Raw genomic sequence first — 23,275 nt, forward strand, 5'->3', positions numbered from 1 at the left:
CTCAGGCGTCCTGACCGGGTGAGCGGTGCAGCCGCCGCCACCCGTCGCTGATGACGCGCCCGTAGAGCACGTCGGGCCCGAGACGGCGGAGCTCCTCGGCCAGGCACTCGCGAAGAGTGCGTCGCGGAAGCACGAGGTCGTGAGCGGGCTGCCCCGGCTGCGTGAGGGTGGCGTCGACCGGGGTCGTGCGCTCGAGGAGGACATCCCCGCTCGGGCGCTTCAACCGAACGCTGCGGATGCCGTGCTCCCATTCATCCTCGGGGGCGTACCGCCATGCGACGGGCACGTCGAGCATGAGGCACAGCCACGCCGCGAGAAGCCCGGTCGAGGGCGAGCTGCCGCTGCCGATGACCTCGACCTCGGTGACCGGATCGTAGGGCGGCTGGTCGAGGACCGCCGCGAGCTGCTCGCGCCAGTGCGTGAGCCGTGTCCACGCCAGATCGGTGTCACCGGGTGCGTAGCTCTCGCCGAGCGCGGCCAGTCGCCCGCTGTCGTACGGCAGCGTCGAGGCATCGGTGATGCGTCGCTGGGCGATGCGCCCGATGGGGGACTGCGCGGGCTGGAGCGGCGGGTGGTCGGGCCACCACGCCACGACCGGGGCGTCCGGCAACAGAAGGCCGGTGATCAGGGCCTCGTCGTTGCTCGCGGCACCGCCGCTGGCGCGGAGGACGACGACCTCGCTCGCGCCGGCGTCGCCGCCCACACGGATCTGGGCGTCGAGCTTGGACTCGCCCGCGGGATCGGTGATGAGCACGATGACGCGCATCGGATGCTCGCGAGACGCATCGTTGGCCGCCTCGATCGCATCCTCCTCGAGCCCCTGGGAGGTCGCGATGACGAGCGTGAGCACGCGGCCGAGCGCGACCGCTCCGCCCTCCTCGCGGACGCTGACGAGTTCGCGGGCGATCTTCGACACCGAGGTGTCGGGCAGGTCGACGATCATGGACGCCTCCAGACGCGGCCGTCACGGGCCAGCAGTTCATCTGCGGAAGGGGGACCCCAGGAGCCGGGGGCGTACTGCTCGAGCGGTCCGCCCTCCTGGGCCCAGAACTCCTCCACGGGATCGAGGATGCGCCACGAGAGCTCGACCTCCTCGTGCCGGGGGAACAGCGGCGGGTCGCCGAGCAGCACATCCAGGATGAGGCGCTCGTAGGCCTCGGGGCTGGACTCGGTGAAGGCGTGGCCGTAGCCGAAGTCCATCGTGACATCGCGCACCTCGGTGGCGGCACCGGGCACCTTCGAGCCGAACCGGATCGTCACGCCTTCATCGGGCTGGACGCGGATGACGAGCGCGTTCTGGCCGAGCTCGGTGGTCTGGTTGCGCAGGAAGAGGTGCTGCGGTGCCCGCTTGAAGACGACCGCGATCTCGGTCACGCGTCGGCCGAGGCGCTTGCCGGTGCGCAGGTAGAAGGGCACGCCCGCCCAGCGGCGGGTGGCGATGTCGACCTTGATGGCCGCGTACGTCTCGGTCGTCGACTCGGGGCTCATGCCGTCCTCGTCGAGGAACCCGGTGACCTCCTCGCCGCCCTGCCAGCCGCCGGCGTACTGCCCACGGGCGGTCGCCGTCGAGAGATCCGCCGGAAGCTGGACGGCTGCGAGCACCTTCTCCTTCTCGGCGCGGAGGTGGTTCGCCTCCATCGAGATGGGCTCTTCCATCGCGGTCAGGGCGAGCAGCTGGAGCAGGTGATTCTGGATGACGTCCCGGGCGGCGCCGATTCCGTCGTAGTAGCCCGCTCGACCGCCGACGCCGATGTCTTCGGCCATCGTGATCTGGACGTGGTCGACGTAGTTGGCGTTCCAGATCGGCTCGAAGAGCTCGTTGGCGAAGCGCAGCGCGAGGATGTTCTGCACCGTCTCCTTGCCGAGGTAGTGGTCGATGCGGAAGATCGAGTCGGCCGGGAAAGCGACCTCGAGGGCTTCATTGAGCTCGCGCGCCGTCTTCAGATCGCTGCCGAAAGGCTTCTCGATGACGACCCGGCGCCAGGTGTCGCCGTCCGCGTCCTCGTCGACGAGGCCCGAGTCCTTCAACTGCTTCGCGACGATCGGGAAGTCCTTGGGCGGGATCGACAGGTAGAAGGCGTGGTTGCCCATCGTGCCGCGATCGACGTCGAGCTTCTCGACCGTCTCGCGCAGGCGGGTGAACGCATCGGCGTCCCCGAACTCGCCCGAGACGAAGCGGATGCCCTGGAGCAGCTGCTTCCAGGTCTCCTCACGGAACGGCGTGCGTGCGTACTGCTTCACGGCGGCATGGACGACCTCGGCGAAGTCCTGGTCCTCCCAGTCGCGTCGCGCGAAGCCGACCAGTGCGAAGCCCGGGGGCAGCAGGCCGCGGTTGGCCAGGTCGTAGACGGCGGGCATGAGCTTCTTGCGCGACAGGTCGCCGGTGACGCCGAAGATCACCAGGGCGCTGGGCCCGGCGATCCGGTTCAGGCGACGGTCGTCGGGATCGCGCAGGGGGTTGTGGGCGCGCGAAATCTCCACGGTCATGGGAGGTACTTCCTACTGGGCGGCTTCGAAGAGGGTCAGGACCTCGGTGGCGGGGTCCGTCAGGGTGAGCGTGACGACCGGGCGGCCGCGGGCGGCGAGCACGGTGGCGTCACCGGATGCCTGTGCCTCGATCAACCGGCCGAAGGTGAACGGCAGCCCCGGGATCTCGAGATCGACGTCGGTGCGTTCGGTGATCTGCAGGAACACGCCGTTGGCGGGACCGCCCTTGTGATACTGGCCGGTCGAGTGCAGGAACCGCGGTCCCCATCCGAACGTCGTGGGCCGACCCGAGTCCGCCGCGATCAGTTCACGCACACCCGCGAGCTGCGGCACGGAGCCGCGGTCGACATAGGCCTGGACGGCCACATAGCCGTCCGAGGGGACCCGCCGCCAGAGCCCGGCGAGAACGCCGGCGAGGGTGCCGTCGGCCAGGAGCTCCGGATCCGACACGCGAACCTCGACACCGCTCTCGACGAATGCGGGGGGCGAGGTCTCGGGCTGCGTCTCGAGCAGCCCGCGTGCCGCGGACTTCGCGGCCTCCACGTCGGGCTGGTCGAACGGGTCGATGCCGAGAAGTCGTCCGGCGATGGCGGTGGCGTACTCCCACACCAGGAACTGCGCGCCCAGCGACCCGCTGACGAGGACCTCGCCCGGGTGCTGCTCGAGGATCTGGAAGTGGACGGCGTCGCCGACGATCCGCACGACCTGAAGGTCGTCGGGAGCGAGATCGAGCTCGGGGGAGAGCGGAGTGACGACGACGGGCAGGATGCCGGTGCCGGACTTGCCCGTCGACTCTGCGATGAGCTGTTCGATCCAGTCGGGCAGTCCCACGATGTGCGTACCGTCGCTCACCAGGGCGAGCTTGTCGCGTCGCGGCTCTCCGCCGGCGATCGCCGCGGCGAGGACGAGAGCGGGATTGCGCGGGTCGTCGACGGCGACCTCGAGCAACGTCGCGTCGGCCTCGTCGAGCAGCTGCCCGATGTCGGCGCCCGCGAGACCGGCGGGCACGAGCCCGAACGCCGTGAGCGCCGAGTACCGGCCGCCGACGTTCGGATCTGCGGCGAACACCCGGTGGCCTGCCGCGCGCGCGGAGGCCTCGAGCGGCGAGCCGGGGTCGGTCACGACCACGATGCGTTCGGCCGGGTCGATGCCCAGGTCGCTCCACGCCGCCGAGAACGCGCGGCGGGCCGCGTCGGTCTCGACCGTGGATCCGGACTTCGACGAGACCACGAGGACGGTCTCGGCGAGACCGCCGGTCTCGGGGTCGCCGTCGATCGCGGCGAGGACCTGACCGGGGGAGGTGGAGTCGAGGATCGTCAGCGGCACGCCGTGCGTGCGCGCGATCACCTCGGGAGCGAGCGACGAGCCGCCCATCCCGGCCAGGACGACGCGGGTGATGCCCCGCCCGACGAGCTCGGTGCGGAGCGCCTCGATCTCGGCCACGAGTGGACGCGAGACCGTGACGGCCTGAACCCAGCCCAGTCGCCGAGCGGCCTCGGCCGCGGCATCCGGTCCCCACAGGTCGGCGTCACCGGCGGTGATGCCGCTGGCGACCAGGTCGCCCACCAGAGCGGGGACGGTCTGCTCGACGACGTCGGCGACGTGGCCGGAGACGTGGATCTCGAAGCTCAACGTGCGCTCTCCAGGGCCGCTGTCACCGTGCCCTGCAGGTCGTGCCAGGCCGCGATGAACTTGTCGACGCCCTCGTCCTCCAGCAGCTGCGTGACATCCTCGAGGTCGACCCCGGCGGCCGCCAGGTCATCGAAGACCTTGTGGGCCGCCGCATAGGCGCCGGTCACGGTGTCGCCCGAGACGACGCCGTGATCGAAGGTGGCCTCGAGCGTCTTCTCGGGCATCGTGTTGACCGTGCCCGGAGCGACCAGCTCGGTCACGTAGAGGGTGTCGGGCAGAGCGGGGTCCTTCACGCCCGTGGAGGCCCACAGCGGACGCTGCAGATTGGCGCCGGCGGCGACGAGGTCCTGCGCGCGCTTCTCGGCGAACTTCTGCTCGAACAGCTCGTACGCGAGGCGTGCATTGGCGACGCCCGCGAGCGACTTCAGCTCGGTGGCGGCGCTCGTGCCGATCGCGTCGAGACGCTTGTCGACCTCGGTGTCCACGCGCGAGACGAAGAAGGACGCCACCGAGTGGATTCCCGACAGGTCGGTGCCGTTCGCGTGGGCGCGCTCCAGGCCGTCGAGGTAGGCGTCGATGACCGCGGCGTAGCGCTCGAGGGAGAAGATCAGCGTGACGTTGACGCTGATGCCGGCGGCGATGACCTCGGTGATGGCGGGGAGGCCGGCCTTCGTGGCGGGGATCTTGATGAGGACGTTGGGGCGGTCCACGGCTGCGGCGAGCTTCTTCGCCTCGGCGATGGTGGCGTCGGTGTCGTGGGCGAGGTCGGGGGAGACCTCGATCGACACGCGACCGTCCACACCGTCGGTGGCGTCGAAGATCGGGCGGAAGATGTCGGACGCGTTGCGCACGTCCGTCGTCGTCAGCTCGAAGATGGTGTCGTCGGTCGAGGCGCCGGCCCGCGCCTGTGCCTCGATGGCCTCCTCGTACCCGACGCCCGCGCTGATCGCGGCCTGGAAGATCGACGGGTTCGTCGTCACGCCGACGACGTTCCGGGTGTCGATGAGCTCCTGGAGGTTGCCGGTCGTGATGCGCTGGCGTGACAGGTCGTCGAGCCAGATGCTGACGCCGGCGTCGGAGAGGGCCTGGGTGGGGGTGCTCATGCGTTGTTCTCCTTGGCGGTGCTGGCCGACGCGTCCGCGTCGGCGATGGTGGCGCGGGCGGCAGCGACGACGGCCTCGGTGGTGATGCCGAACTTCTCGTACAGCGTCTGATAGTCGGCCGACGCGCCGAAGTGGTCGATGCCCACGGAGCGGCCCTTGTCGCCCACGACGGTGCGCCAGAGCGGTGTCGCGCCGGCCTCGACCGAGACCCGCGCGGTGACGGCGGCCGGCAGCACCGACGCGCGGTACTCCTCGTCCTGCTCCGCGAACCACTCGAGAGACGGCGCCGAGACGACCCGGGCGTGGATGCCGTCGGCGGCGAGCACCTCGCGTGCCTCCACGGCGATCTGCACCTCCGAGCCGGTGGCCACGATGATGACGTCGGGCTCGCCCTCGGGGGCGTCGACGAGCACGTAGGCGCCGCGGGCGACGCCCTCGGTCCCGGCGAAGCCGTCCTCGCCGCGCGGGAACACCGGCACGTTCTGACGCGTCAGCGCGATGCCGGCGGGGCCGGCCTGGCGTCGGAGCAATTCGTGCCACGCGGCGGCGGTCTCGTTGGCGTCGGCCGGTCGCACGACGGCGAAGTTCGGGATGAGGCGGAGCGTCGAGAGCTGCTCGATCGGCTGGTGCGTGGGGCCGTCCTCGCCGAGCGCGATCGAGTCGTGCGTCCACACGTAGATCGAGGGGATGTTCATCAGGGCCGCGAGGCGGACCGCCGGGCGCATGTAGTCGCTGAAGATCAGGAAGGTCCCGCCGAACGCGCGGGTGCGGCCGTGCAGGACGATGCCGTTGACGATGGCCGCCATGGCGTGCTCGCGGATACCGAAGTGCAGCACCCGCCCGTAGGGGTCCCCCGACCACTCATGGGTCGACCACTCGGTCGGGATGAAGCTCGAGCCCGACTTGATAGTCGTGAGGTTCGACTCGGCGAGGTCGGCCGAGCCGCCCCACAGCTCGGGCAACTGGTCGGCGAGAGCGTTGATGACCTGGCCGCTCGCGGCACGGGTCGACACGGACTTGCCCGACTCGAACGCCGGCACCGAGACGTCGTCGGGCAGTTCGCCCGACTCGAGCCGGTCGAGCAGCGCCTTGCGCTCGGGATTGGCGCTCGCCCAGGCGTCGAAGGACTGCTGCCACTCGGCCCGCTCGGTCGCCGCCCGCTCGGCGAGCGAGCGCGTGTGCGCGATCACGTCGTCGGCGACGTCGAAAGACGTCTCGGGGTCGAAGCCGAGCACCTTCTTCGTGGCGGCCAGCTCGTCGGCTCCGAGGGCGGAGCCGTGGATCTTGCCTGTGTTCTGCTTCTCGGGCGCCGGCCAGCCGATGATCGTCTTGAGCACGATGAGCGACGGCTTCGCCGTCTCGCCCTTCGCGGCCTCGATGGCCGCGTAGAGCGCGGGGACGTCCTCGACGTATTCGCCGGTGCTCTTCCAGTCGACCGTCTGCACGTGCCAGCCGTACGCCTCGTAGCGGGCCGCGACGTCCTCGGTGAACGCCACGTTGGTGTCGTCCTCGATCGAGATCTGGTTCGCGTCGTAGATCGCGATGAGGTTGCCGAGCTGCTGGTGTCCGGCGAGCGAACCGGCCTCGGCCGTGATGCCCTCCTGGATGTCGCCGTCGCTGGCGATCACGTAGACGAAGTGGTCGAACGGCGAGGTCCCCGCGGGGGCCTCCGGATCGAACAGCCCGCGCTCGTAGCGCGCGGCGTAGGCGAATCCGACGGAGGTCGCCAGCCCCTGCCCCAGCGGACCGGTCGTGATCTCGACGCCCTTGGTGTGGCCGTACTCGGGGTGGCCGGGGGTCAGCGAACCCCAGGTGCGCAGCGCCTTCAGGTCGTCGAGCTCGAGTCCGAAGCCGCCGAGGTAGAGCTGGACGTACTGCGTCAGCGAGGAGTGGCCCGCCGACAGGATGAAGCGGTCGCGCCCGAGCCAGTCGGTGTCGTTCGGGTCGTGGCGCAGTACCCGCTGGTAGAGCAGGTAGGCGGCGGGGGCGAGGCTCATCGCCGTCCCCGGGTGGCCGTTGCCCACCTTCTCCACCGCATCGGCGGCCAGGACGCGGGCGGTGTCCACCGCGCGCCGATCGATCTCATCCCAACGAAGTTCCGACACTCGGTCGCCTTTCTCGAGAGGCAGCGCCCGCGCATGCCGCTCCACAGTCAGGAAGGGAGGGTGTCGGCGCCGGCGCGCATATGGCTTCAGCATAGCGAGCACGCCGCATCGCCGGGCCGCGCGCGTCCCCGTGTGACGCCTGTGGTACGGGACGTCGTCGGCCGCGGACGACGAGCCGGCCAGCCGGAGGGGCGCCGCGCCCGATGCCATAGACTGGACGGGTTCACAGCGGTGAGATGCGGGGAGCGATGGACATCACGACGACTGCCGGTTCGGCCTCCGTCGACACCTCCGGCGCCATGTCGCTCGGTGCGAAGGTGCGCGCCTACGTGGCCCTCACCAAACCGCGTGTCCTCGAGCTGCTGCTGGTCACCACCGTCCCGGTGATGATCCTGGCCGCGGGCGGACTTCCCGATCTCTGGCTGGTCCTCGCGACCGTCGTTGGCGGCGCGATGAGCGCCGGCTCGGCCGCCGCCTTCAACATGTACCTCGATCGCGACATCGACGCGCACATGAAGCGCACCGAGAACCGCCCCATCGTGACCGGCGAGGTCTCGGAGCGCGGTGCGCTCGTGTTCGCGTGGACGCTCGCGGTGGCCTCCACCGTCTGGCTGGCCGTGACGACCAACTGGGTCGCGGCATCCCTCAGCGTCACCGCCATCTTCTTCTACGTGGTCGTCTACACGATGATCCTCAAGCGCCGCACCGAGCAGAACATCGTCTGGGGCGGCATCGCCGGTTGCTTCCCGGTCGTCATCGGCTGGTCGGCCGTGACGGGGTCGCTCTCCTGGGCATCGCTCATCCTCTTCGTCCTTGTGTTCCTCTGGACGCCGCCGCACTACTGGCCGCTGTCGATGAAGTACAAGAACGACTACGACGAGGTGGACGTGCCGATGCTCGGCGCGACCCGCAACGGCGCTCAGGTGGGTCTCCAGGTCATCCTCTACGCGTGGGCCACCGTCGCCTGCTCGCTGCTTCTCATCCCGGTCGCCTCGATGGGGCTGTCCTACACGGTGTCGTCCGTCGTCTTCGGCGGCTGGTTCCTGTACGAGTCGCATCGCCTGTACAACCGCTCGGTGCGCGGTGAGAAGGCGAGCCCCATGCGGGTGTTCCACGCGTCCATCACCTACCTCACGCTCGTCTTCCTCGCGATCGCGGTCGATCCGCTCCTGCCGTTCTGATCTCGGCGCGTCGAGCGGTGGGGGGCGAAGTCCCCAGGTTCGCAACCGCACTCGGCTCAGCACCGGCGGCGCGCGCAGCACCGGCCACCCAGGGGATCGGGCTGAAGGTGTCGGACGATGGGCGGTCGCCGGCGCACGATGGACCGCACGCTGAACGGCCGCCTGCGGCATCCCAGGAGAGGATGCCGCAGGCGGCCGTGCGAGGCGCGGCGCTGGTCAGCGCTGCGGGACGTCGGCCGGGGCCTCGGACGCCGGCGACTCCGCGCCCGACGGGGTCGTGGTGGCCGACGTGTCGACCGCGGAGGTCTCGATCGGTGAACCGGGAACGGTCTCGGCGGCGACGTCGCTCTGCTCGACCGGAGCCGGGGACTCGACGACCGGTCGCGGAACGAGGGCGCGAGCGGATGCGACAGCGAGCGCGAGAGCGAGGCCGATGACGCCGGCACCGACGAGGATGCCGCCGAAGACGCCCCACACCTGGCCGACGTAGACGTCGACGCCGGTCGCCGTGCCGTCGAGGATCGTGGTCTCCATGGTGCCGAGTTTGTCGACGAGGACGTAGGCGCCACCGCCGATCGCCGCGGCCGACCCGACGATCAGGATCCAGAACGGCACGCTGCGGACGAGGCGGGGATGAACGGTCATGGTGCTCCTTCGTGTCTCGGCCACCGTCGGCGGCCTCGAACACTCTGCGGTCTCGACCTCGGCGGGGCCGATGCGGCGCCTATGAGGCGTCTGTGTGAGCGGCCTCCCGCTCGAGGGGCGCCGAGACGAGCGGAACCGGTGCCTTCAACGCCATGACCACCGCGACCATCGCCGCCACCAGCGTGACGGCCAGCACCATGTGGATGTTGACGAGGGCGATCGGCAGTCCCGTCCGGGCCTGCCAGAGGCCGACCGCGATCTGCACGAGCTCCACGCCGAGCAGCAGCGTCGTCCAGCGACGCAGCCCCGCGACGGTCGGCATCCGCAGGGCGCCCACGACGAGCACGAGCGTGAGGGCGAGCGTGACGTAGGCCGGCCAGCTGTGGACGTGCTGCCAGAAGATCGGGTCGAGTCCGTTGCGTGCCGCGGCCTCGTCTCCCGCGTGCGGCCCCGCGCCCGTGAGCAGGATGCCGACGACGACGGTGACGGTGACGGCGAGGGTCGTGAGGTGCGCGGCGATCGCATACCCGAGCGGGACGGCGCGCACCCGGGGTCCCGGGGTCGCGTAGACCCGCACGAGGAAGACCGTGGCGACGGCGACGAGCGCGGCGGAGATCAGGTAGTGGAGCCCGACGATGCTCGGGTGCAGATGGAGCCACACCGTGATGCCGCCCACGACCGCCTGGACGATGATGCCGAGGCCGACGAGGAAGCTCAGCACCGGCAGCTCGCGGCGGATGCGGCGCAGCCGGACGACGGAGAGGAAGGCGAGGAGGGCGACGACGACCAGCACGCCGGTGAGGGTGCGGTTGCCGAACTCGATCAGCCCGTGGACGCCCATCTCGGGGGTCGGGACGAGAGAGTCCTCGGTGCAGTAGGGCCAGGTCTCGCAGCCCATCCCCGAGCCGGTGAGGCGCACGAGCCCGCCGGTGCCGACGATGCCGATATTGGTGATCACGAGGAGCCAGCCCATGACGCGGGTCCATCGGGTGATCGTGATCGGCATGATCGTCTCGATCAGTCCTGGGCGGATGCGTGCCTGGCTCATCGGACTCCTCCGGCGGCGCTCGATATGCGCCTCGTACGCTCTCGGCACGCCGCAGGTGGGGGCGTTGCCTGTAGAATCGGCTGTGTTCGGGATGGCGGCGCGTGTGCACGTCGTCCCCCACAGTCTAGGCGCGGCATCTGCGCCCATCAGGCCCGCGAATCGGCATCCCGCCCACGTGACTCCCCTCGGAGTCGGGAATGCCGGGACGGATGACACCGTTGCGGTGCGAAGAGGAGGAAGTCATGTCGGATGTACTCATCGACCGACCGGAACTCGAAGGCCTGGGGGTGTACGAGTTCGGCTGGCACGACACGGATGCCGCTGGCGCGGTCGCGCAGCGCGGCATCAACGAGGACGTGGTCCGCGGGATCTCCGCGCTCAAGAACGAGCCGGAATGGATGCTGAAGACGCGGCTCAAGGGCTATCAGCTCTTCGGTCGCAAGCCGATGCCGACCTGGGGGGCCGACCTCAGCGACATCGATTTCGACAACATCAAGTACTTCGTCCGCTCCACCGAGAAGCAGGCGCAGACGTGGGAGGACCTTCCCGCTGAGATCCGCGAGACCTACGAGCGACTCGGCATCCCCGAGGCGGAGCGTCAGCGACTGGTCGCCGGCGTCGCCGCACAGTACGAGTCCGAGGTGGTGTACCACCAGATCCGCGAGGACCTGGAGCAGCAGGGCGTCATCTTCATGGACACCGACACGGCGCTGCGCGAGCACCCCGAGTTCTTCGAGGAGTACTTCGGCACCGTCATCCCCGCCGGCGACAACAAGTTCGCCGCGCTGAACACGGCCGTCTGGTCGGGCGGTTCGTTCGTGTACGTCCCCAAGGGCGTCCACGTGGAGATCCCGCTCCAGGCCTACTTCCGGATCAACACCGAGAACATGGGCCAGTTCGAGCGGACGCTCATCATCGCCGACGAGGACAGCTACGTCCACTACATCGAGGGCTGCACCGCCCCGATCTACAAGAGCGACTCGCTGCACTCGGCCGTCGTCGAGATCATCGTGAAGAAGAACGCCCGCGTGCGCTACACGACGATCCAGAACTGGTCGAACAACGTCTACAACCTCGTGACCAAGCGCGCCGTCGCCCACGAGGGAGCGACCATGGAATGGGTCGACGGCAACATCGGCTCGAAGGTGACGATGAAGTACCCGTCGATCTACCTGATGGGCGAGCACGCGAAGGGCGAGACCCTGTCGGTCGCCTTCGCCGGTCCCGGCCAGCACCAGGACGCCGGCGCGAAGATGATCCACATGGCGCCGTACACCCAGTCGTCGATCGTCTCGAAGTCGATCGCCCGCGGCGGCGGCCGCGCCGGGTACCGCGGTGAGGTGCGGGTGGACGCCAACGCGCACCACTCCGCCAACACCGTGCGCTGCGACGCGTTGCTGGTCGACACGATCTCGCGATCCGACACCTACCCGGCGATCGACATCCGCGTCGACGACGTGCAGCTCGGTCACGAGGCGACGGTGTCGAAGGTCAGCGAGGAGCAGCTGTTCTACCTGATGAGCCGCGGCATGCCCGAGGACGAGGCGATGGCGATGATCGTGCGCGGCTTCATCGAGCCGATCGCCCGCGAGCTCCCCATGGAGTACGCCCTCGAACTCAACAAGCTCATCGAGATGGGCATGGAAGGATCCGTCGGCTGATGACGAGCGTTACCCAGGCCCCCGCCGTCGGCGAGAAGGGTCACATCGACCCTGCAGCGGCGTTCGTCCCGGTGCAGACCCGATCCGAACGACCGTCCTCGTTCGATCCGGCCGATTTCGGTACTCCGACCGGTCGCGAGGTGAACTGGAAGCACACGCCCCTCGACCGCCTCGGTCCGCTGTTGATCGATGAGCCCGGACCCACCGGGGCGGTCTCGGTCGACGTCTCGGCTCCTGCCGAGGTGCAGCAGGCGCGGCTGCGCGTGGGCGAGGCCCCCCGCGGCGAGGTCTTCCGCCCGGAGGACCTGCCGAGCGCCATCGCCTGGGCGCAGGAGACCGAGGCCCCACTGCTGCGCATCCCCGCGGGCGTCGAGCTGGACGCCCCGGTCGTGGTGACCCTGCGCGGAACGGGCGGGCTCGCCCACGCGCACGTCGTCATCGAGGCGATGCCGAACGCGCGGGGCACCGTGATCCTGCGTCACGAGGGAACCGCGGCGCACGCGCAGAACGTCGAGATCATCGCCCGCGACGGCTCGGCGCTCACCGTCGTGTCGCTGCAGCGGTGGGACGACGACGCCGTGCACGCCGCCGCGCACCAGGCGCGTGTCGATCGCGACGCCACCCTGACGCACGTGGTGGTCAGCCTCGGCGGGGCGGTCGTCCGGGTGAACCCGTCGCTCGAGCTGGCCGGCTCCGGCGCACAGGGGCGTATGTACGGCCTGTCGTTCGCCGACGCGGGCCAGCACCTCGAGAGCCAGGTCTACCTGCACCACAAGGGGCCGCACACCGTCGGTGACGTCCTGTACAAGGGGGCTCTCCAGGGTGCGAGCGCGCACAGCGTCTGGATCGGCGACGTGCTCATCGGCCCCGATGCTGTCGGAACCGACTCCTACGAGGCCAACCGCAACCTCGTGCTCACCGACGGCGCACGCGCCGATTCGATCCCGAACCTCGAGATCGAGACGGGCGACATCCAGGGTGCCGGCCACGCCAGCGCCACCGGCCGTTTCGACGACCAGCAGCTGTTCTACCTGCAGGCCCGCGGCATCCCCGAGATCGAGGCCCGGCGCCTCGTCGTGCTCGGCTTCCTCGCCGAGATCGTCCAGAAGATGGGCGTCGACGAGCTGGCCGACGAGCTGCTCGCGGCGATCGAGGCGGAGCTCATCGCAGGGGTCGAGGCGTGAGCGCGCAGAAGGTCCTGAAGCTCAGCGAGCTCGAGCAGGACACGGCGGTGCGCGTGGTGATCGACAAGGTGCCGATGGCCGTCGTGCTCGACGCGAACGGCGAGGTCCACGCGATCGGCGACACCTGCACGCACGGCGACATCTCGCTGGCCGAGGGCTTCGTCGAGGGCGATTCGCTCGAATGCTGGGCCCACGGCTCGGCGTTCTCGCTGCGCACCGGCCAGCCCCTCAATCTCCCGGCCTACGAGCCGGTGCCCGTTTACGAGGTCACGATCGACGGGGACGACATCCTCATCGACCCCGCCGTGACCCGCGATGTGAAGTGAAGTAAGGAACCCGACATGTCTGTTCTCGAGATCCGCGACCTGCACGTGACGGTCGAGACCGAGGCGGGGGCGACCCCGATCCTCAATGGCGTCACGCTGACGGTGCGCAAGGGCGAGACCCACGCGATCATGGGCCCCAACGGCTCGGGCAAGTCGACGCTCGCGTACGCGATCGCCGGCCACCCCAAGTACACCGTGACCGGAGGCTCCATCACCCTCGACGGGCAGGACGTCCTCGAGATGGCCGTCGACGAGCGGGCGCGCGCCGGACTGTTCCTCGCGATGCAGTACCCGGTCGAGATCCCCGGTGTGACCGTCACCAACTTCCTGCGCACCGCGAAGACCGCCGTCGCCGGTGAGGCGCCGGCCATCCGCACCTGGACGAAGGACGTCAAGCAGGCGATGGCGAACCTGCGCATGGACGCGAAGTTCGCGCAGCGCAACGTCAACGAGGGCTTCTCGGGCGGCGAGAAGAAGCGTCACGAGATCCTGCAGCTCGAGCTGCTGAAGCCGAGCATCGCCGTGCTCGACGAGACCGATTCCGGTCTCGACGTCGACGCGCTGAAGATCGTCTCGGAGGGCGTCAACCGCGCGAAGGCCGAGACGGATCTGGGTGTGCTCCTCATCACGCACTACACCCGCATCCTCCGCTACATCCAGCCGGAGTTCGTGCACGTCATGGTCAAGGGTCGGATCGTCGAAGAGGGTGGCCCGGAGCTCGCCGACCGCCTCGAGAACGAGGGCTACGACCGCTTCCTCGCGCCCGTCGACGGCGTCGAGGCATAGGATCGACGCTATGACGGCCACCCTCAACCCGCAGAAGTACGACGAGGTCACCGAGGCACTCAAAGACGTGATGGACCCCGAGCTCGGGATCAACGTCGTCGACCTCGGCCTCATCTACGATCTCGCCTGGGACGACGAGAACGACGCCCTCATCATTCACATGACGCTCACGTCGGCCGGGTGCCCGCTGACGGACGTGCTCGAGGAGCAGACCGCGCAGGCTCTGGACGAGGTCGTCGAGCGGTTCCGCATCAACTGGGTGTGGATGCCGCCGTGGGGCCCCGAGCGCATCACCGACGACGGCCGCGACATGATGCGGGCGCTCGGTTTCGCGATCTGACCACGACCGGTGATGCCCGGGCCTGCGGGCCCGGGCATCGTCATGCGGCGACACCTGACGGGCGGCCGCGACGGCCCGCGGCTAGGCTCGCCGGGTGAGTATCCAGCCCCTCGACGCCCTCCCGCTCGAGACGCTGCGGAAGCGATCCAGCACGAAATGGCGATCGTTCCCGCACGACGTCATCCCGATGTTCGTCGCCGAGACCGACTTCGCCCTCGCCGAGCCGATCTCGCGCTCGCTTCGCGAGGCTGTCGAGATCGGTGACACCGGGTACACGCCGCCGCAGCCGGGGATCGCCGACGCCTTCGTCGGCTTCGCGCAGCGACGCTGGGGCTGGGACGTGGATCCTGCGCGCATCCGCTGGACCGGTGACGTGATGATGGGCGTCGTCGAGCTCCTCCGCGCGACGGTGAGCCCGGGCGACCGCGTGGTGGTGAACCCTCCGGTGTACCCGCCGTTCTTCGACACGGTGGCCGAAGCGGGCGCCATCGTCGAGGAGGTGCCGCTGCGCGACACCGGCGGCGACTGGGAGCTCGACCTCGACGGCATCGAGCGGGCCCTGGCCGGGGGAGCGCGGGCCGTCCTGCTGTGCAACCCGCACAACCCGACCGGGACGGTGCACACTGCCGCTTCGCTGCGAGCTCTGGCCGGACTCGCGCACCGCTACGGCGCCGTCGTCATCAGCGACGAGATCCACGGTCCCCTCGCGAGCAGCGACATCGTCTTCTCGCCTTTCCTGACGGTCTCCTCCGAGGCCGCCGAGGTCGGCTACGCCGTCACCAGCGCGTCGAAGGCGTACAACCTCGCGGGGCTGAAGTGCGCGGTGATGGTCACCGCTTCGGAGGCGAATGCGGACGTGGTGCGGGGGCTGCCGTGGGAGGTGGAGTGGCGCACCGGACTATTCGGCGCGCTCACGACCATCGCCGCCTTCTCGGCGGAGTCGGACGCTTGGCTCGACGCGCTGCTCCTCCGCCTCGACCTCAACCGGCGACTCCTCGCCGAACTGCTCGCCGAGCACCTGCCGCGGGCGCGTTACCGGCTGCCGCAGGCGGGGTTCCTGGCCTGGATCGACGTGTCCGACTACGGCTGGGGCGACGACCCGGCCGATCCCATCCGCGAGGGCTCACGGGTCGCGCTGCACCACGGGCCCTTCTTCGGCGTGGAGGGGAACGGACACGTGCGGCTCAACTTCGGCTGCGGGCCCGACGTCCTCCGCGAGGCGGTCGCGCGGGTGGGCGAGTTCGCCCGCACGGCGGCGCTCAGCCGGGGCTGAGACGAGCGGTTCAGTTCTCGGAGCGTCCCAGACGCCAGTAGCCCATGAACGCGACCGCCCGACGGTCGACGCCGACCGTGCCCACGAGGTGACGGCGCAGCGTCTTGATGGCGGACGCCTCTCCCGCCAACCAGGCGTACAACGGCGCCCGCTTGAGCGCCGCTCCGCCCTTGGCCGTCCGGGGGACCTCCCACAGGATGTCGGTGTCGACATCGATCTCCTCGACCTCGGCCCCGACCCCGGCGGGCGCGAGCCGCGCCGCGGCCTGCTCGACTGCCGCGACGAGGTGTGCGTGGCGTTCGGTCTCGCTCGTCCGCGCGGCCAGCATGAGGTCGAACCCCGGATGCCGCGGGAGGTAGCCCAGGTCGCCCGTGCTGGGCACCTCCAGTACCACGGTGCCGCGGGCCTCGGGAGGGAGCTGCTCGAGGATCACGGCGATCGCGGGTGCCGCGGTCTCATCGCCCGCGAGGAGGATCGCATCGGTGTCGGCCGGGGGGACGAAATCGATGCCGTAGTTGACACCGGTGTGCGCGGTCGTCGGCGCCAGGATCAGCACTTCGTCACCGACGCGGGCCCCGGCGATCCAGGCCGACGCCGGTCCGACGACGTCGTGCGCGACCATGTCGATGTCGACCTCGCCCGCGGCGGCGCGGACCGCGCGAGTCGTGTAGGTGCGCATGACCGGTCGGGCCTCGACCGGCAGAGCCCGCCACCGGTCGTACCAGTCGTCGCCGGTGGGCATGTCGTCGATGGATGCCGTCTCGGTCGGGAACAGCACCTTGACCCGCTGATCGAAGCCGGGGTCGCCGTAGGAGGCCAGCGCCGCGTCACGGAACGTGAATCGGCGGAAGCTCGGCGTCAGATCGGTGATGGCGGCGACGGGCGCGCGGAAGAAGTCGAGGGGTTTGCGAGTCACGAGTCACTCCAGGTCAGACGACGGTGCAGCCGTCGTCGTCGGTCGGCGGTTGAACCGCGGGGACGTGGTGGCGGCCGATCGGCAGCACGAGCGGGCGCCCGGTCAACGGGTCGGGGATGACGCGGCTGTCGAGTCCGAACACCGCTGCGACGGTCTCCGCGGTGAGGACCGATGACGGGTCGCCCGCAGCATAGAGACGCCCCGATGCCATCGCCACGAGGTGGTCGGCGTAGCGCGCGGCCAGATTCAGGTCGTGCAGCACCATGACGATCGTCGTCCCACGGGTGCGGTTGAGATCGGTGAGCAGATCGAGGACGTCGATCTGGTGGCTGACGTCGAGGAACGTCGTCGGCTCGTCGAGGAGCAACACGTCGGTCTGCTGAGCGAGTGCCATCGCGATCCACACCCGCTGGCGCTGACCTCCCGAGAGCTCGTCGACAGAACGGTCGGCGAGGGCGGCGGTGTCGGTCGTCTCGAGGGCGTGCGCCACCGCCTCGTCGTCGGCGCGCGTCCAGCGGGCCAGTGGTCCGTGATGCGGGGTGCGGCCCCGGCTGACGAGATCGGCGACCGCGATGCCCTCCGGGGCGATGAGGGACTGCGGCAGCAGACCGAGATCACGCGCCACCTGCCGGGTCGGCAGCCGGTGGATGTCGCGGCCGTCGAGGAGAACTTGTCCGGTGCGCGGTGCCAGCAGGCGCGCCATCGACTTCAGCAGCGTGGACTTGCCGCATGCGTTCGCGCCGACGATCGCGGTGATTCGTCCGCCGGGCACTTCGAGGTCGAGGTCGTCGACGATGGTGCGATCGCCGTAGCCGAGCCGGACGCCGCTGGCCCGGAGGGTGCGGTCCGCGGTCATAGTGAGCCTCCCGAACGGCTGCTGCGGATGAGCAGGAAGATGAGATAGGGCGCGCCGAGAACGCCGGTCACGACGCCCACGGGCAGCCGGAGCCCGAGCAGATACTGCGCGGTGAGGTCGGCGACGAGGACGAGCAGCGAGCCGAACAGCCCCGCCGCGAGCACGGGTGATCCCACGGGGCCGAGCATGCGTGCCGCGATCGGGCCCGAGAGGAACGCGACGAACGATATGGGGCCGGCAGCAGCGGTCGCAAAGGCCAAGAGAGCTACGGCCGCGACGATCAGGAGGATGCGACGGCGTTCGACGGGCACGCCCAGAGCGGATGCGGTGTCGTCGCCCAGCCGCATGAGCTCGAGGTCGCGCGTGAGCCACAGCAGCGCCGGGACGACGACGATCATCGCGAGAGCGAGGGGGACGGCTTGGCTCCACGACGCGCCGTTGAGGTTGCCGGTGATCCAGCGCATCGCGGCCTGAAGGTCCCACTCGGCCGCGCGCGAGAGCACGTAGGACACGACGCTGTTGAAGATCGCGGCGACGCCGATGCCGATGAGGATGAAGCGGGCACCCGCACCGCCGTCCTTGTAGGCGAGCAGGTAGATCGTCAGCGCCGTCACGAGAGCCGCGACCGTGGCCAACAGCGACACTCCCGTCTCGCTGAGCGACAGGAACACGATGCCGACCACAGCAGCCGCACTGGCGCCGGCGTTGATGCCGATGATGTCGGGGCTGGCCAGGGGGTTCCGGAGCATCGTCTGGAAGACGGCGCCCCCCATGCCGAAGCACAGGCCCGTGAGCAACGCGACGGTGGCGCGGGGCAGGCGGAGCTCACCTACTGTGAACGAGGCGCCGGGCACGGTCTGACCGGTGATGACTCCCCACACCTCGGCGGGGGAGTAGAAGGTCTGACCGACCATGAGCGAGACGGCATACGCCACGATGACACCCGTGAGCAGGCCGCCGACGACGAGCCGACGGCGCAGTGCACGTCGACGCCGACCGGCCGAGACCACATCGATCGTCGAGGGAGCGGAGGTGGTCGCGCTCACAGGGCACGCATCTTCTGGCGGCGGACGATCGCGATGAAGAACGGTGCGCCGATCAGCGCGGTCACGATCCCGACCTCGACCTCTTGCGGGCGTGCGACGACGCGACCGACCACATCGGCGACGATCAGCAGCCCGCCGCCCACGAGCGCCGAGACCGGGAGGAGCCAGCGGTGGTCGGGTCCCACGAGAAGGCGGCAGATGTGGGGGACGATGAGCCCCACGAAGCCGATCGGGCCGGCGACAGCGGTCGCGGCGCCGCACAGGATGACGGCACCGAGAGCGGAGATGAGTCGGGCCGTGCGCACGCGCTCGCCGAGACCCGCGGCGAGCTCGTCGCCGAGCGCGAGGGAGTTCAACGCTCCGGCGGCGGCGATGCAGATGAGCGCGCCCACTGCGAGGAAGGGCAGGACGAGGAGGATCTTCTCGGTCGTGGCGCCGCCGACTCCGCCGATCTGCCAGAAGCGGAAGACGCTCATCACATCGATCCGCGGGAGCAGGATCGCGCTGATCAGCGAGGTGAAGGCGACGGCGCTCGCCGCCCCCGCCAGTGCGAGCTTGAGCGGGCTGGCACCTCCGCGTCCGAGCGAGCCGATGGTGTAGACGAAGACCGCGGCCACGGCGGCCCCGAGCATCGCCAGCCAGATGTAGCCGAAGGCGCTCGTGATGCCGAAGAACGCCAGACCGATCACGACGGCCAGCGACGCGCCGCCGTTGATGCCGAGGATCTGCGGGTCGGCGAGCGGGTTGCGCGTGATGCCCTGCATGACGGCTCCGGCGACGGCGAGGGCGGCGCCGACGATGAGAGCCAGGAGGGTCCGCGGCACGCGCTTGGCGACGGCCGCCGCCGAAGCCGTGTCGATGTCGCCCGAAAGACCGGCGACGATGTCGCCGATCCCGACCGCGCGCGTGCCGAAGGTGACCGACACCACGCTCGCGACGAGGACGCCCACGATCAGGACCGCGAGCCAGACGACCCGCCGCCGCGAGCCTCGTCGAGACGACGCGGTCGCGGCGGCGGGTGCGGTCACTGCGGAGACGCTCATGGCATCCGCAGCGCGTGGGGTCGCATCAGGAGGCGGCCTTCTGCGCTGCCGCGCCGATGAGGTCGACGTACTCGGCCGTGAGCGGGTCGGCGATCGACAGCGGACTCGGGTTGGCCGCCGCCGCGAGCGGGGCATTGGACGAGGGCAGCACGACGACAGCACCGGAGGCCACGGCGGGGATGCGCGAGAGCAGCGGGTCGGCCTGCATCGCGGCGAGCGTCGTGTCGTCGCCGTAGGTCACGAGCACCTGCAGGTCGTCGAATCGCTCGATCTCCTCGGAGCTGTTGACGATCCAGAACTGGTCGGTGCTCTGCGACTGCTCCGCAACGGTCGCAGCCGGAACGAGTCCGAGGTCTTCGAGGAAGAGCGGGCGGGGGTCCTCGGTCGAGTAGAAGCCGACCTGGCTCAAGTCCGTCGCGTCGAAGGAGCTGAACAGCGAGGTCTTGCCGGCGATCTCGGGGTAGGCGCCGGCGAGGTCGCCCAGCTGCGCGGTGAGGTCGTCGACGAGAGCCTCGGCTTCGTCCGCCATGCCGAGGGCGGTGCCGTTGAGGATCGTGAGCTCCTGCCAGCTCGTTCCCCAGGCGATGTCGGGGTAGGCGACGACGGGGGCGATCTTGCTCAGCGTGTCGTAGTCGTCCTGCGTCAGCCCGGAGTAGGCGGCCAGGATCACGTCGGGCTGCGTGTCGGCGACGGCCTCGAAGTCGATGCCCTCGGCCTCGTCGAAGAGGACGGGGGTCTCGGCGCCGAGCTCGTCGAGCTTGTCCTCGACCCAGGGCAGGACGCCGTCGCCGTCGTCGTCGCCCCAGGTGACGGCGGGCATGCCGACCGGGACGACGCCGAGCGCCAGCGCCGCTTCCTGATTGCCCCACGAGACCGTGGCGACGCGCTCGGGCTTGGACGCGATGGTGGTCTCGCCGAACGCGTGCTCGACGGTCACGGGGAACGCGTCGGCGGACGCGCCGCCCGAGGCCGCGGGGGCGTCGGCAGGAGCGGCCGCGGAGCCGCAGCCGGTCAGGAGTAGGGCGGCTGCGACGAGCGTCGCGGCCGCTGTGCGGAAACGGGGCACGGGTCCTCCAGGGAAGAGGCGAGTAAGGGCAGGCTTACTTTATGTCGCGTTGCCCCGGGGCGCCAATCCACTGCAGTCGGGCTGAAGGTGTCGGCGACCCGAGGGTCACCGGCGGGTGCGTCGGTCGACCCCTCGGACGAGCGCCCAGGCGGCCGGCACCAGCAGCGCTGCGGCCGCCGCCTTGATGATGCCCGGCACGATGAACGGCCAGACCCCGGCGTCGAGCACGCCCGCGAGGGTGACCTGCTGACCGAGGACCGCGCCGAGAATCGCCGCCATGTACGGGACGCCCACGAGGAACGGGATCACCGATGCCCCGACGAAACCGACGAACGCGAGAACGGGCCGGCGGTCCCAGGCTCGCTCCGCGAACCAGCCGGCGGCATAGGCCGCGGGGATGAAGCCGAGGACGAATCCGAACGACGGAGCCAGGACATAGGCGGGACCGGCGATCGGCCCGGCGAAGACGGGCGCACCGGCGAGGCCCACGAGGAGATAGGCGGTCAGGGCCGCGGCGCCGCGTCGCGCGCCGAGCGCTGCACCGACCACGATGACGCCGAGCGTCTGGCCGGTGATGGGAATCGGGCCGATGAAGAACGACACCTTCGCGAGAAGGGCGACCAGTGCGACGCCGGTGAGAACGAGCGCCGCGTCGACGGCGACCGCGCGAGCGCGGGTCGAGGGGCGGCCGACGACATCGGCGAGGACGCGGCGGCTGGGGGCGGCGAGGGACATGGGACTCCTTCGGGTCGTTCGACTCGGCACGTCGCGGAGCCGCGGGATCAGCCTAGGGCGGGGTCCTGGCGAGCCCCGTTGGCGCGCAGGCACAAAGGAACACGGCATCCGTTGTGAAAGACGTCTCGACCCGGTCGGCAACCCTGACGGCCGAGCCGCGGCGCGCCGCACGAGACCCGGGCTAGAATAGGAGGCTGGCCGTTCGGCCGCTTCCCCTGTCCTCGACGATTGGACGATCGCTGTGCTCGCCGTGCACGACCTCGAAATCCGCGTGGGTGCGCGCACGCTGATGTCGGACGTGTCGTTCCGCGTCTCCGATGGCGACAAGATCGGCCTCGTCGGCCGCAACGGAGCCGGCAAGACGACGCTGACGAAGGTGCTCGCGGGCGACCTGCTCCCCAGCGACGGCAGGGTCGACCGCTCCGGCGAACTCGGCTACCTGCCGCAGGACCCGCGTTCGGGCGACCCCGAGATGCTCGCCCGCACGCGCATCCTCGACGCCCGCGGGCTCGGCACGATCGCCCTGCAGATGCACGAGGCGTCGTTGGACATGGGGTCGGACGACCCGGCCGTCGCCGCCAAGGCGATGCGGCGCTACGGCAATCTCACCGAGCGCTTCGAAGCTCTGGGCGGATACACCGCCGAGGCTGAGGCGGCGTCGATCGCCCACAACCTCTCCCTCCCCGATCGCATCCTCGATCAGCCGCTCAAGACGCTCTCGGGCGGCCAGCGCCGACGGATCGAGCTCGCGCGCATCCTCTTCTCCGACGCGCAGACGATGATCCTCGACGAGCCGACCAACCACCTGGACGCCGACAGCGTCGTCTGGCTGCGCGAGTTCCTCAAGGGCTACAAGGGCGGGCTCATCGTCATCAGCCACGACGTGGAACTCGTGGGCGAGACGGTGAACCGGGTCTTCTATCTCGACGCGATGCGTCAGGTGATCGACGTCTACAACATGAACTGGAAGAACTACCTGCGTCAGCGGGTCGCCGACGAGGAGCGCCGCAAGAAGGAGCGCTCGAACATCGAGAAGAAGGCGTCGGCTCTGCAGCTGCAGGCCGCGCGCTTCGGAGCGAAAGCGTCGAAGGCCGCCGCGGCCCATCAGATGGTGGCGCGCGCGGAGAAGATGCTCTCGGGCCTCGAGGACGTGCGCCAGGAGGATCGCGTCGCGAAGCTCCGTTTCCCCAAGCCGGCGCCCTGCGGCAAGACGCCGCTGATGGCGTCGGGGCTGTCGAAGTCCTACGGGTCCCTCGAGATCTTCACGGACGTCGATCTCGCCGTCGATCGCGGATCGAAGGTCGTCGTGCTCGGCCTGAACGGTGCGGGAAAGACGACGCTCCTGCGGATGCTCGCAGGTGTCGACAAGCCCGATACGGGCCAGCTCGAACCCGGCCACGGCCTGAAGATCGGCTATTACGCGCAGGAGCACGAGAATCTCGACGTGAACCGGTCGGTGCTCGAGAACATGATGTCTTCGGCGCCGGACATCACGCAGGTCGAAGCGCGGAAGGTGCTCGGGTCGTTCCTGTTCACCGGTGACGACGTGCTCAAGCCGGCCGGCGTGCTCTCGGGTGGCGAGAAGACACGGCTGTCGCTTGCGACGCTCGTCGTCTCCAGCGCGAATCTGCTCCTGCTCGACGAGCCCACCAACAACCTCGATCCGGCCTCGCGCGACGAGATCCTCGGCGCTCTGGCGCACTACGAGGGCGCCGTCGTGCTCGTGTCGCACGACGAGGGCGCGGTCGAGGCCCTGAACCCCGAGCGGGTGCTGATCCTGCCCGACGGCGTCGAGGACATCTGGGGCCGCGACTACCTCGACCTCATCACGCTCGCCTGAGC

General features: G+C 69.9%; 21 protein-coding genes. 8 read left to right on the plus strand and 13 right to left on the minus strand.

Annotation, left to right across the window (positions count from 1 at the left end; all coding sequences use genetic code 11):
* Position 1: 1 nt before the first annotated feature.
* The 5 genes from HW566_RS14685 to tkt are packed head-to-tail and all read right to left on the minus strand — an operon-like array spanning position 2 to position 7,327.
* Positions 2–943, minus strand: coding sequence for a glucose-6-phosphate dehydrogenase assembly protein OpcA (locus tag HW566_RS14685; protein WP_178014108.1), 942 nt, complete (start codon positions 941–943; stop codon positions 2–4).
* Positions 940–2,487, minus strand: a complete 1,548-nt coding sequence (gene zwf / locus HW566_RS14690) for a glucose-6-phosphate dehydrogenase (RefSeq protein WP_178014110.1) — start codon at positions 2,485–2,487, stop codon at positions 940–942. Before zwf ends, HW566_RS14685 begins: the two co-directional genes overlap by 4 nt.
* Positions 2,488–2,499: 12 nt before the next feature.
* Positions 2,500–4,119 carry a glucose-6-phosphate isomerase gene (locus HW566_RS14695; protein ID WP_178014112.1) on the minus strand — a complete coding sequence of 540 codons (1,620 nt, stop codon included), beginning with the start codon at positions 4,117–4,119 and terminating at the stop codon, positions 2,500–2,502.
* Complete coding sequence (gene tal, locus HW566_RS14700) at positions 4,116–5,222, minus strand: transaldolase (protein WP_178014114.1); 1,107 nt, start codon at positions 5,220–5,222, stop codon at positions 4,116–4,118. Before tal ends, HW566_RS14695 begins: the two co-directional genes overlap by 4 nt.
* The gene (gene tkt / locus HW566_RS14705; protein ID WP_178014116.1) at positions 5,219–7,327 is read right to left on the minus strand and encodes a transketolase; all 2,109 of its coding nucleotides are present in this window, start codon (positions 7,325–7,327) and stop codon (positions 5,219–5,221) included. Before tkt ends, tal begins: the two co-directional genes overlap by 4 nt.
* 299 nt (positions 7,328–7,626) lie before the next feature.
* On the opposite strand from tkt, the gene HW566_RS14710 reads away from it, so the two are divergent.
* Positions 7,627–8,508 (plus strand): heme o synthase, encoded by an 882-nt coding sequence (locus HW566_RS14710; protein ID WP_256728971.1) that lies wholly within the window; start codon positions 7,627–7,629, stop codon positions 8,506–8,508.
* A gap of 216 nt (positions 8,509–8,724) precedes the next feature.
* On the opposite strand, the gene HW566_RS14715 is transcribed toward HW566_RS14710, so the two are convergent.
* Together HW566_RS14715 and HW566_RS14720 are read right to left on the minus strand one after the other, a co-directional pair.
* Positions 8,725–9,153, minus strand: a complete 429-nt coding sequence (locus HW566_RS14715) for a dinucleotide-utilizing enzyme (protein WP_178014120.1) — start codon at positions 9,151–9,153, stop codon at positions 8,725–8,727.
* A gap of 79 nt (positions 9,154–9,232) precedes the next feature.
* Positions 9,233–10,201, minus strand: coding sequence for a COX15/CtaA family protein (locus HW566_RS14720; protein WP_178014122.1), 969 nt, complete (start codon positions 10,199–10,201; stop codon positions 9,233–9,235).
* Between the two features lie 242 nt (positions 10,202–10,443).
* On the opposite strand from HW566_RS14720, the gene sufB reads away from it, so the two are divergent.
* The 6 genes from sufB (at position 10,444) to HW566_RS14750 (ending at position 15,771) form a co-directional block, all read left to right on the plus strand.
* Positions 10,444–11,862, plus strand: a complete 1,419-nt coding sequence (gene sufB / locus HW566_RS14725) for a Fe-S cluster assembly protein SufB (RefSeq protein ID WP_178014124.1) — start codon at positions 10,444–10,446, stop codon at positions 11,860–11,862.
* A complete protein-coding gene (gene sufD / locus HW566_RS14730) occupies positions 11,862–13,046 on the plus strand; it encodes a Fe-S cluster assembly protein SufD (RefSeq protein WP_178014126.1) in 1,185 nt (394 codons plus the stop codon). Before sufB ends, sufD begins: the two co-directional genes overlap by 1 nt.
* Positions 13,043–13,372, plus strand: coding sequence for a non-heme iron oxygenase ferredoxin subunit (locus tag HW566_RS14735; RefSeq protein ID WP_178014128.1), 330 nt, complete (start codon positions 13,043–13,045; stop codon positions 13,370–13,372). The genes sufD and HW566_RS14735 overlap by 4 nt, the downstream gene beginning before the upstream one ends.
* A gap of 15 nt (positions 13,373–13,387) precedes the next feature.
* Positions 13,388–14,158 carry a Fe-S cluster assembly ATPase SufC gene (gene sufC, locus HW566_RS14740; protein ID WP_178014130.1) on the plus strand — a complete coding sequence of 257 codons (771 nt, stop codon included), beginning with the start codon at positions 13,388–13,390 and terminating at the stop codon, positions 14,156–14,158.
* Between the two features lie 10 nt (positions 14,159–14,168).
* Positions 14,169–14,498 carry a metal-sulfur cluster assembly factor gene (locus HW566_RS14745; RefSeq protein ID WP_178014132.1) on the plus strand — a complete coding sequence of 110 codons (330 nt, stop codon included), beginning with the start codon at positions 14,169–14,171 and terminating at the stop codon, positions 14,496–14,498.
* 94 nt (positions 14,499–14,592) lie between these two features.
* Positions 14,593–15,771, plus strand: coding sequence for a MalY/PatB family protein (locus HW566_RS14750; RefSeq protein ID WP_178014134.1), 1,179 nt, complete (start codon positions 14,593–14,595; stop codon positions 15,769–15,771).
* A gap of 10 nt (positions 15,772–15,781) precedes the next feature.
* Here HW566_RS14750 and HW566_RS14755 read toward each other — a convergent pair whose 3' ends face one another.
* From HW566_RS14755 to HW566_RS14780, 6 genes are all read right to left on the minus strand, one after another.
* Positions 15,782–16,687: a siderophore-interacting protein gene (locus HW566_RS14755; protein WP_178014136.1), complete on the minus strand. Its 906-nt coding sequence runs from the start codon at positions 16,685–16,687 to the stop codon at positions 15,782–15,784.
* Between the two features lie 13 nt (positions 16,688–16,700).
* Positions 16,701–17,543 (minus strand): ABC transporter ATP-binding protein, encoded by an 843-nt coding sequence (locus HW566_RS14760; protein WP_178014138.1) that lies wholly within the window; start codon positions 17,541–17,543, stop codon positions 16,701–16,703.
* Positions 17,540–18,589, minus strand: a complete 1,050-nt coding sequence (locus HW566_RS14765; RefSeq protein WP_178014139.1) for a FecCD family ABC transporter permease — start codon at positions 18,587–18,589, stop codon at positions 17,540–17,542. Before HW566_RS14765 ends, HW566_RS14760 begins: the two co-directional genes overlap by 4 nt.
* A complete protein-coding gene (locus HW566_RS14770) occupies positions 18,586–19,632 on the minus strand; it encodes a FecCD family ABC transporter permease (RefSeq protein ID WP_178014142.1) in 1,047 nt (348 codons plus the stop codon). The genes HW566_RS14765 and HW566_RS14770 overlap by 4 nt, the downstream gene beginning before the upstream one ends.
* A 25-nt stretch (positions 19,633–19,657) precedes the next feature.
* The gene (locus HW566_RS14775; protein WP_178014144.1) at positions 19,658–20,698 is read right to left on the minus strand and encodes an iron-siderophore ABC transporter substrate-binding protein; all 1,041 of its coding nucleotides are present in this window, start codon (positions 20,696–20,698) and stop codon (positions 19,658–19,660) included.
* Positions 20,699–20,803: 105 nt separating this feature from the next.
* A complete protein-coding gene (locus HW566_RS14780) occupies positions 20,804–21,433 on the minus strand; it encodes a biotin transporter BioY (protein WP_178014146.1) in 630 nt (209 codons plus the stop codon).
* 241 nt (positions 21,434–21,674) lie between these two features.
* Between HW566_RS14780 and HW566_RS14785 the strand changes: the two genes are divergently transcribed.
* Positions 21,675–23,273 carry an ABC-F family ATP-binding cassette domain-containing protein gene (locus HW566_RS14785; protein ID WP_178014148.1) on the plus strand — a complete coding sequence of 533 codons (1,599 nt, stop codon included), beginning with the start codon at positions 21,675–21,677 and terminating at the stop codon, positions 23,271–23,273.
* Positions 23,274–23,275 lie beyond the last annotated feature (2 nt).

It is taken from the genome of Microbacterium oleivorans, from assembly GCF_013389665.1.
Lineage (GTDB): Bacteria > Actinomycetota > Actinomycetes > Actinomycetales > Microbacteriaceae > Microbacterium > Microbacterium oleivorans_C.